This is a genomic window from Micromonospora parva, from assembly GCF_040649675.1.
GTDB lineage: Bacteria > Actinomycetota > Actinomycetes > Mycobacteriales > Micromonosporaceae > Micromonospora > Micromonospora parva.
The window spans coordinates 396,987-412,595 of the sequence record NZ_JBEZFX010000004.1; the positions used below are offsets into that span (position 1 = coordinate 396,987).

General features: G+C 72.9%; 14 protein-coding genes, 1 pseudogene and 1 riboswitch. Of the genes and pseudogenes, 11 read left to right on the forward strand and 4 right to left on the reverse strand.

The annotated features are described in order from the left end of the window. From AB0C03_RS13090 to fabF, 5 genes and pseudogenes are all read left to right on the forward strand, one after another. On the forward strand, positions 1-1,320 hold the full coding sequence (locus AB0C03_RS13090) for a PucR family transcriptional regulator (RefSeq protein ID WP_374224270.1): 1,320 nt from the start codon (positions 1-3) through the stop codon (positions 1,318-1,320). 78 nt (positions 1,321-1,398) lie between these two features. After that, a pseudogene (locus AB0C03_RS13095) lies at positions 1,399-2,316 on the forward strand (ACP S-malonyltransferase); the annotation flags it as partial. A gap of 5 nt (positions 2,317-2,321) precedes the next feature. After that, positions 2,322-3,266 carry a beta-ketoacyl-ACP synthase III gene (locus AB0C03_RS13100; RefSeq protein ID WP_357636646.1) on the forward strand — a complete coding sequence of 315 codons (945 nt, stop codon included), beginning with the start codon at positions 2,322-2,324 and terminating at the stop codon, positions 3,264-3,266. Between the two features lie 85 nt (positions 3,267-3,351). Then, the gene (locus AB0C03_RS13105) at positions 3,352-3,591 is read left to right on the forward strand and encodes an acyl carrier protein (RefSeq protein WP_030330276.1); all 240 of its coding nucleotides are present in this window, start codon (positions 3,352-3,354) and stop codon (positions 3,589-3,591) included. Between the two features lie 2 nt (positions 3,592-3,593). Next, entirely contained in the window at positions 3,594-4,820 is a 1,227-nt protein-coding gene (gene fabF / locus AB0C03_RS13110; RefSeq protein WP_030330277.1) for a beta-ketoacyl-ACP synthase II, read from the forward strand. A gap of 214 nt (positions 4,821-5,034) precedes the next feature. On the opposite strand, the gene AB0C03_RS13115 is transcribed toward fabF, so the two are convergent. Next, positions 5,035-5,253: a hypothetical protein gene (locus AB0C03_RS13115; protein WP_030330279.1), complete on the reverse strand. Its 219-nt coding sequence runs from the start codon at positions 5,251-5,253 to the stop codon at positions 5,035-5,037. Between the two features lie 132 nt (positions 5,254-5,385). On the opposite strand from AB0C03_RS13115, the gene AB0C03_RS13120 reads away from it, so the two are divergent. Beyond that, a complete protein-coding gene (locus AB0C03_RS13120; protein ID WP_357636650.1) occupies positions 5,386-6,048 on the forward strand; it encodes a lipoprotein in 663 nt (220 codons plus the stop codon). Positions 6,049-6,074: 26 nt separating this feature from the next. On the opposite strand, the gene AB0C03_RS13125 is transcribed toward AB0C03_RS13120, so the two are convergent. Together AB0C03_RS13125 and AB0C03_RS13130 are read right to left on the reverse strand one after the other, a co-directional pair. Then, positions 6,075-7,808 carry a glycoside hydrolase family 3 protein gene (locus AB0C03_RS13125; protein WP_357636653.1) on the reverse strand — a complete coding sequence of 578 codons (1,734 nt, stop codon included), beginning with the start codon at positions 7,806-7,808 and terminating at the stop codon, positions 6,075-6,077. Between the two features lie 96 nt (positions 7,809-7,904). Beyond that, positions 7,905-8,396, reverse strand: a complete 492-nt coding sequence (locus AB0C03_RS13130) for a DUF3145 domain-containing protein (protein ID WP_030330284.1) — start codon at positions 8,394-8,396, stop codon at positions 7,905-7,907. Positions 8,397-8,705: 309 nt separating this feature from the next. On the opposite strand from AB0C03_RS13130, the gene AB0C03_RS13135 reads away from it, so the two are divergent. Continuing rightward, on the forward strand, positions 8,706-9,035 hold the full coding sequence (locus AB0C03_RS13135) for a hypothetical protein (protein WP_030330285.1): 330 nt from the start codon (positions 8,706-8,708) through the stop codon (positions 9,033-9,035). A 104-nt stretch (positions 9,036-9,139) separates the two neighbouring features. Here AB0C03_RS13135 and AB0C03_RS13140 read toward each other — a convergent pair whose 3' ends face one another. Next, positions 9,140-9,763: a carbonic anhydrase gene (locus AB0C03_RS13140; protein ID WP_210863459.1), complete on the reverse strand. Its 624-nt coding sequence runs from the start codon at positions 9,761-9,763 to the stop codon at positions 9,140-9,142. A 169-nt stretch (positions 9,764-9,932) separates the two neighbouring features. On the opposite strand from AB0C03_RS13140, the gene AB0C03_RS13145 reads away from it, so the two are divergent. The 4 genes from AB0C03_RS13145 (at position 9,933) to AB0C03_RS13160 (ending at position 15,473) form a co-directional block, all read left to right on the forward strand. After that, complete coding sequence (locus AB0C03_RS13145; RefSeq protein WP_357636656.1) at positions 9,933-10,880, forward strand: alpha/beta fold hydrolase; 948 nt, start codon at positions 9,933-9,935, stop codon at positions 10,878-10,880. Between the two features lie 108 nt (positions 10,881-10,988). After that, positions 10,989-13,106, forward strand: coding sequence for a HelD family protein (locus AB0C03_RS13150; RefSeq protein ID WP_357636659.1), 2,118 nt, complete (start codon positions 10,989-10,991; stop codon positions 13,104-13,106). Between the two features lie 106 nt (positions 13,107-13,212). Beyond that, entirely contained in the window at positions 13,213-14,130 is a 918-nt protein-coding gene (locus tag AB0C03_RS13155; RefSeq protein ID WP_030330292.1) for a cation diffusion facilitator family transporter, read from the forward strand. 141 nt (positions 14,131-14,271) lie between these two features. After that, positions 14,272-14,403, forward strand: a riboswitch (cyclic di-AMP (ydaO/yuaA leader). 5 nt (positions 14,404-14,408) lie between these two features. After that, entirely contained in the window at positions 14,409-15,473 is a 1,065-nt protein-coding gene (locus AB0C03_RS13160) for a coiled-coil domain-containing protein (RefSeq protein ID WP_030330294.1), read from the forward strand. The last annotated feature ends 136 nt before the right edge of the window (positions 15,474-15,609 follow it).

The following is a 15,609-nucleotide window of genomic DNA, read 5'->3' on the forward strand; positions in this document are numbered from 1 at the left end:
GTGCCGACCGGTGCCGACGTGGTTGGCCTGCTCACGACGTGTCAGGCTAGGGCGGTGAGCACGCCGGGCGGTGGGGAGCTGTCGGCCACGCTGCGCCGTATCGAACGATCGGCGGGGGCGTTGGCCACCTCCAGCGTGGCCCGGATGGACGAGACGCTGCCCTGGTTCCGGTCGCTGCCGGCCGACCAGCGCTCCTGGGTGATGCTGGTCGCCCAGGCGGGCGCGAGGTCGTTGGTGCAGTGGCTGCGCGAGGGCGGCGGCACGGCGGACAGCACCCAGGAGGTCTCGGACGAGGTCTTCGCCGCCGCCCCGCAGGCGCTGGCCCGGTCGATCACCCTCCAGCAGACCGTGGCGTTGATCAAGGTGACGATCGACGTGGTCGAGGAGCAGGTGTCGCACCTGGCCGCCGAGGGCGAGGAGCAGCAGTTGCGCGAGGCGGTGCTGCGCTTCTCCCGGGAGATCGCGTTCTCCGCCGCCCGGGTGTACGCGCGGGCCGCCGAGTCGCGCGGCGCGTGGGACGCCCGGCTGCAGGCGCTGCTTGTCGACGCCCTGTTGCGCGGTGACTCGCCGGACGTGCTGGCCAGTCGGGCCGCCGCGCTCGGCTGGACGGACGCGCCGCCGGTGGCGGTGGCGGTCGGCCGGTCGCCCGGTGGCGAGGTCTCCGCGGTGCTGCACGTGGTCTACCGGCAGGCCCGCCGGATCGGCGTGGAGGTGATCGGCGGTGTGCACGGCGACCGGCTGGTCATCGTGCTGGGCGGCGCACCGGATCCGCTGACCGCCACGGCGAAGCTGCTGAGCGCGTTCGGGGATGGCCCGGTGGTCGTCGGTCCCGCCGTACCGAGCCTGGACGAGGCGACCGAGTCGGCGCGGGCCGCGCTGTCCGGCTTTCGGGCCGCGCCGGCATGGCCCAGCGCGCCCCGCCCGGTGCCGGCGGCGGACCTGCTGCCGGAGCGGGCCCTCGCCGGTGACGCGGAGGCCCGTCGGCGGCTGCGCCACGATGTGTACGCGACGCTGGTGCGTGCCGGCGGGGAACTGCTGGCGACCCTGGACGCGTTCCTGGCCGCCGGTGGCACGTTGGAGAGCGCGGCCCGGGCACTGTTCGTGCACCCGAACACGGTGCGTTACCGGTTGCGCCGGATCGCCGAGGTGACCGGGTTCTCGCCGTTGTCTCCGCGCGACGCGTTCGCCCTCCAGGTCGCGCTGACCGTGGGTCGGTTGGACCCGGTTGCCCCGCTCGCCTCTGCGGTCCCGACTCAGACAATGACCCCGGCCGCCCGGAAATCCCCGCAAAACGAGGGTGATCCTCGCCGATCTTTGTAGGAAACCTCCAAAGGTCCTAGTACGGTTTGGTCGAAGGCGGCACAGCGTTACCCGCCTTTATCCGGGAGAGTCATAGGCGTGCTCGCTGTACTTAGTCCCGGCCAGGGTTCTCAGAAACCCGGCTTCCTGACCCCCTGGCTCGACCTGACCGGCACTGAGGCGCGACTGCGCGAGTGGTCGGCGTTGGCCGGGGTCGACCTGCTGCACCTGGGCACCGCCGCCGACGCCGACGAGATCAAGGACACCGCCCGCACCCAGCCGTTGCTGGTCGCCGCGGCGTTGCTCGCGGCCGAGCACCTGCCGTTGGACGGCGTCGCGCTCACCGCCGGCCACAGCGTCGGCGAGTTGGGTGCCGCCGCGCTGGCCGGAGTGCTCTCCGCCGACGCCGCGATCACCCTGGCCGGCGTCCGCGGCCGGGAGATGGCCGCCGCCTGCGCGCTGGAGCCGACCGGGATGGCCGCCGTGCTCGGCGGTGACCCCGACGAGGTGATCGCCGCGATCGAGGCGAACGGGCTCTACCCGGCCAACCGCAACGGCGCCGGGCAGATCGTCGCCGCGGGCGCCCTGGACGGGCTCGACAAGCTCGCCGCCGCCTCGCCGGCCCGGACCCGGGTCATCCGGCTCCAGGTGGCCGGCGCGTTCCACACCCCGTACATGGCTCCGGCCGAGACCGCGCTCGCCGCGGCGGCCGCCGGGATCGCCGCCGCCGACCCGGCCCGGACCCTGCTGTCGAACCTCGACGGCACCGCCGTCGACAACGGCGCGGCCATGGTGCAGCGCCTCGTCCGTCAGGTCACCGCGCCGGTGCGCTGGGACCTGTGCATGCGGACGCTGGCCGACCTCGGCGTCACCGGCGTGATCGAACTGCCCCCGGCCGGCACCCTCGCCGGTCTGGTCAAGCGGGAACTCAAGGGCGACGGCGCCCCGGAGATCGTCACCCTCAACACCCCGGACGACCTGCCGGCCGCACGGGACCTGATCGCCCGTATCGGAGGTCGTTCATGACTGGCAGTCGCATCGTCTCGATGGGGCACTACCAGCCGTCCCGGGTGGTGACCAACGACGACATCGCCCAGCTCGTCGACACCAACGACGAGTGGATCCGTGACCGGGTCGGCATCGTCAGCCGGCGGATCGCCGACAGCGAGACGGTCGCCGACATGGCCGCCGCGGCCGCCGGCAAGGCGCTCGCCAACTCGGGCCTGACCGCCGCCGACATCGACCTGGTAGTGGTCGCCACCTGCTCCTCCATCGACCGCAGCCCCAACGTGGCCTGCCGCGTCGCCGCCAAGCTGGGCATCACCGCGCCGGGCGCGTTCGACCTCAACACCGCCTGCTCGGGCTTCGCCTACGCGCTGGGCACCGTCGACCACGCCATCCGGGCCGGGGCGTCGCGCAACGCGATCGTCATCGGCGCGGAGAAGCTGTCCGACTTCACCGACTGGACCGACCGCTCCACCTGCATCATCTTCGCCGACGGGGCCGGTGCCGCGGTGGTCTCCGCCACCGTCGACGACGAGCCGACCGGAATCGGCCCGGTCGTCTGGGGTTCGGTGCCGGACAAGAGCGACGCGGTCCGCATCGAGGGCTGGCGCCCGTACATCCAGCAGGAGGGGCAGGCGGTGTTCCGCTGGGCCACCACCGCGATCGCGCCGCTCGCGCTCCAGGCCTGCGAGCGGGCCGGGGTCGAGCCGTCGGAGCTGGCCGCGTTCGTGCCGCACCAGGCCAACGCGCGGATCATCGACGGCATCGCCAAGCGGCTCAACATCCCCGACGCGATCATCGCGAAGGACATCGTCGAGTCCGGCAACACCTCCGCGGCGAGCGTTCCGCTGGCCCTGTCCAAGCTGGTCGAGCGCCGGGAGGTGCCCTCGGGCGCGCCGGTGCTGCTGTTCGGCTTCGGCGGCGGTCTGACCTACGCCGGTCAGGTCGTCCGCTGCCCCTGATGACCCCCTCGGGCGCGTACGCGTCGAGGAGTGGCGGTGGGCGACGCCGACCGCCGGATAATCCCGATGAAAGGAACCAACCGCAATGACCCGTGACGAGATCACCACCGGCCTCGCCGAGATCCTCGAAGAGGTTGCCGGGGTGAACCCGGACGACGTGGCCGAGGGGAAGTCCTTCACCGACGACCTCGATGTCGACTCGCTCTCCATGGTGGAGGTCGTGGTCGCGGCCGAGGAGAAGTTCGGCGTCAAGATCCCGGACAACGAGGTGCAGAACCTCAAGACCGTCGGTGACGCTGTCAGCTACATCGCGGCCCAGTCCTGATCATGAGTCGTTCCGACGTCGTCGTCACCGGGCTCGGCGCGACGACCCCGCTTGGCGGGGACGTCGCGTCGACCTGGGACGCCATGCTCGCCGGCCGCTCCGGGGTGAGTGCTCTCACCCAGGAGTGGGCCGAGCAACTGCCGGTCCGGATCGCCGCCCAGTTGGCGGTGGAGCCGTCCGAGGTGCTGGACCGGGTCCGCCTGCGCCGCCTGGACCGTTCCGAGGCGATCGCGATCATCGCGGCGCAGCAGGCCTGGGCGGACGCCGGCCTCGCCGGCTCCGACCTTGACGGGGAGCGGTTGGCCGTCAGCGTCGGCTCCGGCATCGGCGGTGCCACCACCCTGCTCGCCCAGGACGACATCCTGGAGGCCTCCGGACCACGGCGGGTCTCCCCGCACACCATCCCGATGCTGATGCCGAACGGTCCGGCTGCCTGGGTGGGCCTGGAGCTCGGCGCGAAGGCCGGCGTGCACTCGGTGGCCAGCGCCTGCGCCACCGGCGCCGAGGCGATCGCCCTGGGCCTGGACATCATCCGCTCCGGCCGGGCCGACGTGGTGGTGGCCGGCGGCACCGAGGCGGTCATCCACCCGCTGCCGATCGCCGGCTTCAGCTCGATGCGGGCCATGTCGACCCGCAACGACGACCCGGAGCGGGCCTCCCGCCCGTGGGACCGGGGCCGGGACGGCTTCGTCCTCGGTGAGGGCGCCGGCATCGTGGTGCTGGAGCGGGCCGAGCACGCCGCAGCCCGGGGCGCCCGGGTGTACGCGCGCCTCGCCGGTGCCGGCATCACCTCCGACGCGTACGACATCGTGCAGCCGCACGCCGAGGGCGAGGGCGCCATCCGGGCCATCGCCAAGGCGATCGCCGACGCGGACATCGCCAAGCGCGACATCGTGCACGTCAACGCGCACGCCACCTCGACCCCGGTCGGGGACATGCTGGAGATCGGCGGGCTGCACAAGGCGCTCGGCGACCACCCGGTGCTGTCCGCGACGAAGTCGATGACCGGTCACCTGCTCGGCGCGGCGGGCGCGCTGGAGTCGATCGCCACCATCCTGGCGATCCGCGACAGCATCGTCCCGCCGACGATCAACCTGGACGACCCGGAGCCCGGCCTCACCCTGGACGTCGCCGCGCACAAGGCCCGCCCGATGGAGATCCCGGCCGCGTTGAACAACGCGTTCGGCTTCGGCGGCCACAACGTGGCGCTCGTTTTCGCCCGACCCTGAGCTACTGCGTAAGGGCGTGTGTCGAAGTCCTCGGTCGAGCCGAGGCGGAGTCCAGGCGGCGGTCCGGCAAGGCGGAGGTTGGGCCGGATACCGGTGTTGTATCCGGCCCAACCTCCAACGCGGCCGGCCGTTGTCTGGGCCCGCCGCAGGCCGGCCAGGGGCTTCGACACACGCACTAGGGCCTCTCCTCGACGAGGAGGGGCCCTTACGTCGTTCAGCCCCGGTTGCGGGGGTGCTGTTTCGCGGTGCGTTCGTTGCCGTGGCGGTAGTTGCCGGTCCAGCGGGCCATCACCAACTGCGGATCGTCGTCGACCTCGGCGAGGAACTCCTCGGCCCGCGCGCCGCGCAGCGTCCCGGCGACCCGTCCGTGGTGGGTGATCACCACTGTGCCGTCCGCCCGTTGCGTGTGCCGGAATCCCGCTGCCGCTCCCATGGGGGGAGGTTGTCAGACCGGCCGGGGTCGGGGCGACCCGATTTCGGTGGCGCGGAGCCGATGCCGATTGACGCCGGGACAGCGCCTGGCTTAGATGGGCCGACTGAAGATCGACTGACGGGGATCACCACCATGGACACTCGTACCCGCGTTGCCGTGTCGGCGCTGCTCGCCCTCGGCCTGCTGGCCGGCTGCGGTGACGACGCCGCCCCCACCGGTGCCACGGCCGGCGGCCCTGCGCCGCAGGCCACGGGTGAGCCCTGGTACGACGAGGTGGCCCCGGCGTCGCCCGGCGGCACGACCGGCGGTACGGGTTCGCCCTGCCCGGTCCCGGTGTCGTTTCCCCTGGCCGACGGGTGGACGGCAAAGGCCATCGAGCAGCCCAAGGGTGAGCTGGCCGAACTGGTCGGCGAGGCGCTCACCAAGCGCGGCGGCACCACGGTGCGCTGCGAGGTGGACGGCCGCTCGGCCGGTGGCGGATTCCTGCGGATCTGGGCTGCGGACTCGCCAACCGGCACACCGCGCGCCGCGCTGGAGGGTTTCGCGGCCGGGGCCGGCGAGACGGTCACCGGGGCACAGTTCCGCGACCTACGCGCCGGCGGCTTCGACGGCACCGAGATGACCTGGATCGCCACCAACCCGCTGGTCGAGGAGGAGTCGCGCAACTGGGCGCTGGCCGTCCAGTCGGCCGGGCAGACGCTGGTCTTCGCTGTCAACGAGGGGCTGATCACCGAGCGGACCGACGTGCTGCCGGCGTACCGGCTCGCGGTGCGCGGGCTCGCGCCGGGCGAGTGAGGTCGCCCGGCGCACGCGTCGACAAGTCAGGTGCGACAGGTGCTCGCGGGCAGTCCGGGGACGGCCACCGGGGACCGGCCGCCCGGCCGGGCCTTGCCGCCGAGCACGGCGGCCAGCGCGGTCATCGACGCCCGGCTGGAGGAGTACGTGGCCAGCAGCGTCGGTGACGTGGCGCCGGCCAGCACGTACGGGGTGTCCATGGCGACAGTGACCGCCGCGTCGGCGCGCAGGTCCTCGGCGCCGTCGCCGTAGCCCACCAGGTGCACGACAGTGCCGCCGCTGGGCTTGACCGACACCCCGGCGGCGGTCAGCGCGGCGGTGAGCGTGGCCCGAGTGCCGTCCCGACCGCCGGACGAGGTGACGGTGACCGGCCCCCGTACCTCCGCGCCGCAGGTGCCCCGCAGCACGGTGACGGCGGCGGCGGCCAGCGCCTCGGCCGCCGCCCGGTGCGCCGGGGTGTTGAGCGTGGACATCTGCGCCGCCGGCAGCTCCGCGAGCTGGAACTTCATGGTCAGCACCCGGGTTACCGCCTCGACCAGTCGGGTCCGGGGCAGTGATCCGCCGCGCAGCGCGGCGAGCAACCCGTCGTACGCCTGAGCGACGTTCGGGGTCATCAGGATGAGGTCGTTGCCGGCGTTGAGCGCCCGGACCGCCGCCTCGCCGGGAGCCCAGCGCTTCGCGGGCGGCATGTTCATCCCGTCGGTGATCACCACGCCCTTGAAGCCGAGTTGGCCGCGCAGTACGTCGGTGAGCAGCTTGTGCGAGAACGTCGCCGGGGTCCCCGGGTCGATCGCGCGCGCGTCCAGGTGACCGGACATCACTGCCATCGCGCCCGCGTCCATCCCGGCGGTGAACGGTGGCCACGCGCCGCTCTGCAACGCCGCTGCGGACTGGGTGAGCACCGGCAGATCCTGGTGCGAGTCGTCGGCGCTGTGGCCGTGCCCGGGGAAGTGCTTCAGGGTGGCCGCGACCCCGCTCGCCTGGAGGCCCCGGACCGCTCCGCCCACCTGCGCGGCGGCCTGCTTCGGGTCGGCGCCGTAGGACCGGGAGCCGATCACGGTGCTGCGGGTGGCCAGCACGTCGGCCACCGGGGCGAAGTCGATGTTGATGCCCATCGCGGCCAGCTCGGTGCCGGCGGCCCGCCAGGCCGCCTCGGTGAGCTTCGGGTCACCGGCCGCGCCGGCCGCGAGGGCGCTGGGCAGCACGGTGACCCCGTCGGTCACGCGGGTGACGACGCCGTACTCCTGGTCGGTGCCGATCAGCAGCGGTGCGGGGCCGGTGGCGAGCCGACCGGCGGCGGCACGCAGGCCGGTGGTGAGCTCGTGCACCTGCTGGGGGTTGTCGACGTTGGTGGTTTCCTGGTTGCCCTTGGTGGGGTCGTCGGCGCTGAAACCGACCAGGATCAGGCCACCCAGCCGGTACTTGGCGATCATGTCGGCGGGGGTGTCGACCCCGGCGAGGGCCTGGTTACCAGCCGCCGAGCCGGCGGAGACCTTTGTCGCCGAGTCGCCGTAGGCGTAGGGCATCAGCACCTGGCCGACCAGGTCTTCGTCGGACAGCGTCGCCACCAGCGCGGCCGCCCGGCCGGCGGGATCGGCGGCCGGCGGCGCGGCCGGGGCGCTCGGACCACCGGACGGGGCGGTGGGGCTGGGCGTCGGGGCGGGGCGGGGCGAGCCGCCCGAGCAGCCGGCGACGAGCAGGGCGGTCAGGGCGGCGACAGCGACAGGAGCGCGCCACGGGCGATTCGACACGCCGCCCATCCCACCAGCTTCTCCCTTATCGGGGCAACTTGACCTTACCGCCCGTGCGTGCCTGGGCGGACGGGCGTGCACGTCGCCGACTCGCGGACCGTCGGGTCAGCCCACCCGGGTGAGCAAGGTCACCGGGGCGCCGTCGCCCGCGTACCGGTAGGGCTCCAGGTCAGCGTCCCACGCCGTGCCGAGCGCCTTGTCGAGGGCGTGCGCCAGCGCCTCCGGGGCCCGCGAGGCCGCCATCAGCGTCCGAAGCCGGTCCTCGCCGAGTTGGATGTCGCCGGCCACGCCGACCGTCGCCCGGAAGAGGCCACGGGCCGGCACGTACATGAAGCGCTCGCCGTCGGCCCCGGGACTCGGTTCCTCGGTGACCTCGAAACGGATCATGGGCCACTGCCGTAGGGCAGCGGCCAGCTCGGCGCCCGTCCCCGGACGACCGGTCCACCCGCACTCGGCCCGGCGTGCGCCGGGGTCGACGGGCTGAGCCGTCCACTGCAGGTTGACCGGCGCGGCTAGGACGCGCGCGATCGCCCACTCGACGTGCGAGCACACGGCGAGCGGGGTCGAGTGGACGTATACGACGCCACGCGTTGGCACGGTGACCTCCCGGAGAGCGAGGTGCGTCTTCCCCTACGACCTCGTCCACCCAGGTGGCTGCTGCAACACATGATGACTTGTGTGACGCGTGGTGCGCCAGGGAATCGGAAAAATCGCCGGTCGGAATAGCCGGACGGGTGGTCGCCGTTGCCTCTCAGGACACCGCGACGACCAGCATGATGTCGTGGTCCTGTACAGTTCCACCGGCGGCTTATGCCGCGTTACACCTTCGCGGGTCGAGTTCACGTACGGCCCGCACACAGCCCCCGGACGTCCAGTCCTCCCGTACGTCTTGCAAGGAGTACCTCCGTGGCGAGCAACACCTCTAAGACCGCGCGCGCGTCCGTCCGGGCCGGCCAGGCTGGCCAGGGTGGCGCCCTCAGCGTGCTGGGCGAGTTCAAGTACCTCATCCCGCTCAACGGCGGCAAGCACGCCTACGTGCGGAACCTGACCAACGGCAAGACCGCGCACCTGCGCACGGACTCCGACGCGTTCGTCGAGGAGATCCGCGTGCTGGCCGCCGCCGGCCACGCCGCCAAGATCCGGGCGGAGATCAACAACCTGGCTGCCACCCACCCGGGTGACGGCTGGGAGGCCACCGAGAAGCGCCTGGTCGCGGCCGGCGTCTTCGAGGGCTGAGCCCTCCCCCACCGCACCAACCGAAACCGCCCGCCGGGACAGTCCGGCGGGCGGTTTCGCGTGTCCGGGGTCGGGTCGGGCCAGCCCGTCGAGCAGGGGGCAGGTCAGCCTGGGTCGATCAGGGCGACCTCGCCGGTGGCCAGGTCGTAGAGCCCGCCGACCACTGCCACCCGGCCGGCGGCCACCGGCCCGGCCAGCAGGTCGTCCGCGCGCAGGATGCGCACCGTGCGCCGGACGTGCCGGCGGATCGCCAGCGGCTGCACTGCCGGGTCGTCGATCCCCACCTCGGTCACCGCCGGGGCGATCTCGTCCACCAGGTGCGCCAACGACCCCCCGGGACGCTGTCCGGCGCGCAGCGCCCGCACGGTGGCCTCCACCGCGCCGCACCGCTCGTGGCCGAGGACCATCACCAGCGGTACGCCGAGCTGGCCGACCACGTACTCGATCGAGCCGCAGACCGCGCGATCGAGCACGTGCCCGCCGGTACGGATCACACAGATCGCGCCGAAGGTCTGGTCGAAGATCGCCTCCAGCGGCACCCGGGAGTCGATGCAGCCCAGCACCACCGCGTACGGCTGCTGGTCGCCGGAGGCAGCGGCAGCGGCCGTGACGTCGTGTCCGTGCACCGGCTGGCCGCTGACGAACCGCCGGTTGCCGGCGAGCAGATCGGCCAGCGCGGCCCGGGGCGTACCGCCGGCCTGCCGCCCCTGCCCCGACGTCGCGCCCATGGGCGCTCCCGACGACCCCATGCCGTTCAGCTTGGCCCGCCGCCGTCCATCGCGGGTGCGGTCGGGAATGTTCGCCAGGGCGCGATTGGCGTGCTGTGATGGCGGGTAGCCGGTGTTACCGCCGGGTATCCCGGTGCTTGTGGTGCTGGGCGGCCCTGGGGAGGTGGCGATGCCGGAGCGGTTCGAGGTCGGTCTGCCGGACGGCGTACGGCTCAACGTCGAGGCGACAGGGCCGACAGACGCCCAGATCACCGCCATCCTGCTGCACGGCTGGACGCTGGACGGACGCGCCTGGCACCGGCAGGTCGACGCGCTCACCGCGACGCCGTTCGGGGACGCGGTGCGGGTGGTCGCCTACGACGCGCGAGGGCACGGCCGGTCCAGCTGCATGGCGTTGCCCACCGCCACCCTGGCCCAGTTGGGTGACGACCTGGCCGCGGTGATCGACGCGGTGGCGCCGGCCGGCCCGGTGGTGCTGGTCGGGCACTCGATGGGCGGCATGACGATCATGGAGTACGCCCACCGCCACCCCGCGCACTTCGCCGCCCGTGCCGCCGGCCTGGTCTTCGTCTCGACCACCGCTGAGGGGCACACGCACACCGTCTACGGGCTCTCGCCGCGGATCGCCCGGTTGATCCGGCTGGCCGAGACGACCGGCGCCGGCGTACTGGCCCGGTGTGGCTCGTGGCGGGCGCCCCGGGCACTGCTGAACGCGCTGCAACCGAGCATCCGGTGGATGCTCTTCGGCGACCGCTGCGAGCCGGCCGACATCCGCCTGGTGACGTCGGCGGTGGCTCGTGCCTCGCTGCGCTCGATCGGCGGGTTCCGCGCCTCGATCGGCACCCAGCACCGACTGGACACCCTCGCCGCGCTGGCCCACCTGCCGGCCGCCGCCCTGGTCGGCGACCGGGACCGGCTGACCCCACCGCCGTGCGCCGAGTCGATCGCGGCGGCCCTGCCGGCCACCGAGCTGACCGTCTGCCCGGGTGCCGGGCACATGTTGATGATGGAACGCCCGGACGAGGTCAACGCCGCGCTCACCGGCGTGGTGCGGCGGGTGCTCGCCGAATCGCCGTCGGCCAGCTGCGACGTGACCCCGGCCGAGACGGGTGCCTGAGCACGTTCGCGCACCTCGGGCGCGGCGGGTCGAGCCCGGGGCCGTACCCTTCTGCGGTTGGCCCGCGCGGTTCCCGCCGCCTGCCGGCGACCTTTGAAGGAGCGTGCGTTGACCGACCAGAACGGCCTTGAGCAGGAGATCGCCGTCGAGCAACGACACCTCGACCGGGTGTACGCCCGACTGGCCGAGCTGCGGCAGTCGGCCGTCCGTGCCGAACGCGACGGCTACCGGATGGCACGGGTGGGCACGCACGGTGCCCTGGTCGAGCGCGACGCGATGGTCTTCCACGCGGCGCAACGGCGGCACACCCTGGACGCCGAGCACGAGGGGCTGGTCTTCGGCCGGTTGGACCTGCGCGACCGTCAGGTGCTGCACGTCGGGCGACTCGGGATCCGCGACGAGGACGCCGTCACACTTGTCGTCGACTGGCGTGCGCCGGCCGCCGCCGCCTTCTACCAGGCGACCCCGGCGCAGCCGCTGGACGTGGTGCGGCGCCGCACCATCCAGTCCCGCGCCGAGCGGGTCACCCGGATCGAGGACGACCTGCTGGACCCGACCGCCGCCCCCGAGGGGATGACGGTGGTCGGTGACGGCGCGTTGCTGGCCACCCTCTCCAAGGCCACTGGTCGGGGCATGCGCGACATCGTGGCGACCATCCAGCGGGAACAGGACGAAGCGATCCGCTCCCCCGGCTCCGGGGTCACGATCGTGGCGGGCGGCCCCGGCACCGGTAAGACCGCTGTCGCCCTACACCGGGCAGCCTTCCTGCTCTACTCCGACCGCAGTCGCTACGCGGGCGGCGGCATCCTGGTGGTCGGCCCGTCGTCGGTCTTCGTCGAGTACATCGGCTCCGTGCTGCCGTCGCTCGGTGAGGACACCGCGACCCTGCACTCGCTGGGCACCCTCTTTCCGGGCATGACCGCCACCCGCACCGATCCGCCCGAGGTGGCGGCGGTGAAGGGCTCACTGCGGATGCGCCGGGTGCTGGAGCGTGCGGCCCGCGACGCGGTGCCGGGCGGCCCGGGTGAGCTGCGGCTGCTCTACCGGGGCACGCTGCTGCGGTTGGACCGGGCCGCGCTGGACCGGATCCGGGACCGCGCGCTGCACCGCGGCGCACCACGCAACGAGGTGCGCCGGGCCGGTTTCGACGGGGTGTTCGCGGCGCTCTGGGCGCAGGCCCGTGAGCTGAGCAGCGGCCGGCTGCCGGAGCAACCGGCCTTCGAGGCCGAGATCGCCGAGCGGTCGGAGTTCCGGGAGTTCCTCAAGGCGTGGTGGCCCCGACTGCACCCCCGGCACGTACTCGGTTGGCTGGCGCAGCCGGACCGGCTGCGCCGGTACGCCGCGGGAATCCTCTCCTCGGCGGAGATCCGGCTGCTCACCGCCGCGTACCGGAACCTGGACTCGGCCGGGCTGACCATCGCCGACGTGGCGTTGCTGGACGAGTTGGACGCGCTGCTCGGTAAGCCCGCGCAGCCGGCCAAGGCGCGACGCGATCCGTTCCAGCTCGCCGGTGGTGTCCGCGAGCTGAGCACCCTCGGCGAACGGCAGCGGGCGGCCCGCGCGGCGGCCCGGGAGCGGCCGGAGGACTACCGGGACTACGCGCACGTGGTGGTGGACGAGGCGCAGGACGTCTCGCCGATGCAGTGGCGGATGGTCGGTCGCCGTGGCCGGCTGGCCTCCTGGACGGTGGTGGGCGACCCTGCGCAGACCGCGTGGACCGGCGACCCGGAGGAGCTGACCCGAGCCCGGGACCAGGCGCTGGGCCGGCGTAAGCGACACGAGTTCACGCTGACCACGAACTACCGCAACTCGTCGGAGATCTTCGCGGTGGCGGCGGCGGAGATCCGCCGGCTCTATCCCGACCTGCCGCTGCCGACCGCCGTCCGCTCCACCGGGGTCGAACCGGTCGAGCTGGTGGTGCCGGCCGCCGGGTTGGAGACCGCGACCGTCGAGGCCGCCGCCGGCCTGCTGGCCGAGGTGGAGGGCACGGTCGGGGTGATCACGCCGGTCCCCCGCCGTGACGAGGTCGCCGGTTGGCTCGGCGCGCTCGGCGCGCCCAGGTTGCAGGTGGTGACCAGCCTGGAGGCCAAGGGCATGGAGTACGACGCGGTGGTGCTGGTCGCCCCGAGCGAGATCCGGGCGGATCCGGGCGCCGGGGTACGCACCCTGTACGTGGCGCTCTCCCGGGCCACCCAGCGGCTCACCACCATCGACCCGACCGGCTGACCTGCGCGGACCGCCGCCAGCGCGAGGCATCACCCGTACACTTGCACACATAGCGATGTGAGCATACATTTGACCGGGTCCCGGCCGGCGGCGGAAGGTGAATCTCGTGGGCGCAGGTCATGACCACCACCATGGGTCCGTCGCCAATGCCGCACACCAGCACCGGGGTCGACTCTGGGCGGCGTTCGGGCTGCTCGCCACCCTGATGGTGGTCGAGGCGGTGACCGCCCTGCACACCGGCTCACTCGCCCTGCTCTCCGACGCCGGGCACATGTTCACCGACGTGCTCGGCATCGGGATGGCGCTCGCCGCGATCACGGCGACCCGGCGGGCCACCAACGACCCGCAGCGCACCTTCGGGCTCTACCGGCTCGAGGTGCTCGCCGCGCTGGCCAACGCCGTCCTGCTCTCCGGCGTGGCGATCTACGTGGTGATCGAGGCGATCCGTCGGTTCGGCGACCCGCACCAGGTCATCGCCGGCCCGATGCTCGCGGTGGCCGTGCTCGGTCTGCTCGCGAACATCGCCGCCTTCGCCCTGCTGCGCGCCGGGGCCCGGGAGAGCATCAACCTCCAGGGCGCCTACCTGGAGGTGCTCGGTGACCTGCTCGGCTCGGTCGGCGTCATCGGGGCGGCGCTGCTCATCACCGTCACCGACTGGTGGTGGGCGGACCCCCTGGTCGCGGTCGCCATCGGCGTGTTCATCCTGCCGCGCACCTGGCGGCTGGCCCGCGCCGCTATCCGCATCCTGGTGCAGGCCGCCCCTGAGCACCTCCAGGTGACCGCCGTGCACGACCGGCTGGCCGCGGTGCCCGGCGTCGTCGAGGTGCACGACCTGCACGTCTGGACGCTCACCTCGGGCATGGAGGTGGCCTCCGCACACCTGACCATGGCGCCTGGGGCGGAGGTCGGCGCGGTGCTCACCGCGGCGCGTACGGCCCTGCACGACGACTTCCGCATCGAACACGCGACGTTGCAGATCGAGCCGGGCGCCGCCTCCGGCGCGTGTGGCTCCATCGAGTGGTGACGATCTTTTCGGAGCATTGCTCACTTTTAAGGTAATTTTCCGTGGTGACGCACGCACCGTCCGTCACATTGGCTGCAGCGGCCCCACCGGCACCGGTAGGCTCGGTCCCGGCCTCCACCAGGCGGCGCCTCCCGGCGCCGGTGGCGGTCGCCGCCTAATCGCCCAACCGGGCGAACCGGGGAACCATGTTCCTGGGGTGCATCCGCGTCAGCGGTAGGGATCTTCCGTCCCGAACCCGTCAGCTAACCCGGTCGGCGGCTGACGGAAGGACATGCGCAGTGGCACCAGCACGACCACCCGCCGCCCGACTGGCGGCCCTGATCGTCGCGATGTTCGCCCTCGGCGTCGCGCTTCCGGCCGGCACCGCCTCGGCCGCTCCCCCGACCGGCCTGCGGGCCGCCGCACCCGACTCCGACGAGGAGGGCGGCACCCCGGCGTTGCGCGCCCAACTCGAGGCGGCCAGCAAGGGCTACCTGGACGCCAAACGAGCCCTGGACACCTCGGTACAACGGCAGAAGCAGCTCACCACCCAGCTGAAGACCATCGAGGTCGAGATCGACCAGCGCAACGGCAAGGTCGGCGAGATCGCCGAGGTGGCGTACCGGACCGGACGACTCGGCGCGATGTCGGCGCTGCTCAACAGCAGCACCCCGGAAGGCTTCATGGACCGGGCAGCCGCCCTGGACGCGGTGGCCGCCAACGAGGACCGGGTGCTGCGCGACCTGCTGAAGAGCAAGGACCAGGCCACCCGCACCCGGGTCGCACTGGACGGCGAGATCATTGAACAGCGCAAGCAGGTCGCGGTGATGGCCAAGCGCAAGGAACAGGCCGAACGGGCCCTGACCGTGGCCACCACACCCAAGACACAGAGCACCGCCGACACCGGCTCCAACCGGGGCACCTCCACCGCCAACGCGACGGCCGCGCCGCGCAACTCCGACGGCTCCTGGCCTTCCGAGTCGTGCAGCGTGAACGACCCCACGCCGGCCAGCGGCTGCATCACCCCCCGTACCCTGCACGCGCTCAACCAGGCCAAGGCGGCGGGCTTCACCCGGTACGTCTCGTGCCACCGCCCCAGCGGCTCCGGTGAGCACCCGAAGGGCCGGGCCTGCGACTTCGCCGCACAGAAGGGCGGCTTCGGCGGAGCCGCGACCGGCGGCGACAAGACCTACGGCAACAACCTGGCCGCGTACTTCATCCGCAACGCGGACCGGCTCGCCGTGCTCTACGTGATCTGGTACAAGCAGATCTGGCTGCCCAGCAGCGGATGGAAGTCGTACAGCGGGGCGCACGGGACCCCGTCCACCGACCACACCAACCACGTACACCTGTCGGTCTACTGACCCACGCGTGGAGATGCCTGTGAGTCATCGTGATGACTCACAGGCATCACCCGCGTCCGGGGCCGGCTACGTCGCCGGGCGTACCCCTGATGTCGTCGCTCGGCGGACGACCCGGCCAGGGCCGGCGGGCAGCATC

Excerpts from the sequence above, each read along its gene's own strand:
- AB0C03_RS13125 (WP_357636653.1), bottom strand. The coding sequence starts at position 7,808 with ATGGGCGGCGTGTCGAATCGCCCGTGGCGCGCTCCTGTCGCTGTCGCC.
- AB0C03_RS13100 (WP_357636646.1), top strand. The coding sequence starts at position 2,322 with ATGACTGGCAGTCGCATCGTCTCGATGGGGCACTACCAGCCGTCCCGG.
- AB0C03_RS13120 (WP_357636650.1), top strand. The coding sequence starts at position 5,386 with ATGGACACTCGTACCCGCGTTGCCGTGTCGGCGCTGCTCGCCCTCGGC.
- AB0C03_RS13115 (WP_030330279.1), bottom strand. The coding sequence starts at position 5,253 with ATGGGAGCGGCAGCGGGATTCCGGCACACGCAACGGGCGGACGGCACA.
- fabF (WP_030330277.1), top strand. The coding sequence starts at position 3,594 with ATGAGTCGTTCCGACGTCGTCGTCACCGGGCTCGGCGCGACGACCCCG.
- AB0C03_RS13145 (WP_357636656.1), top strand. The coding sequence starts at position 9,933 with ATGCCGGAGCGGTTCGAGGTCGGTCTGCCGGACGGCGTACGGCTCAAC.
- AB0C03_RS13105 (WP_030330276.1), top strand. The coding sequence starts at position 3,352 with ATGACCCGTGACGAGATCACCACCGGCCTCGCCGAGATCCTCGAAGAG.
- AB0C03_RS13140 (WP_210863459.1), bottom strand. The coding sequence starts at position 9,763 with ATGGGCGCGACGTCGGGGCAGGGGCGGCAGGCCGGCGGTACGCCCCGG.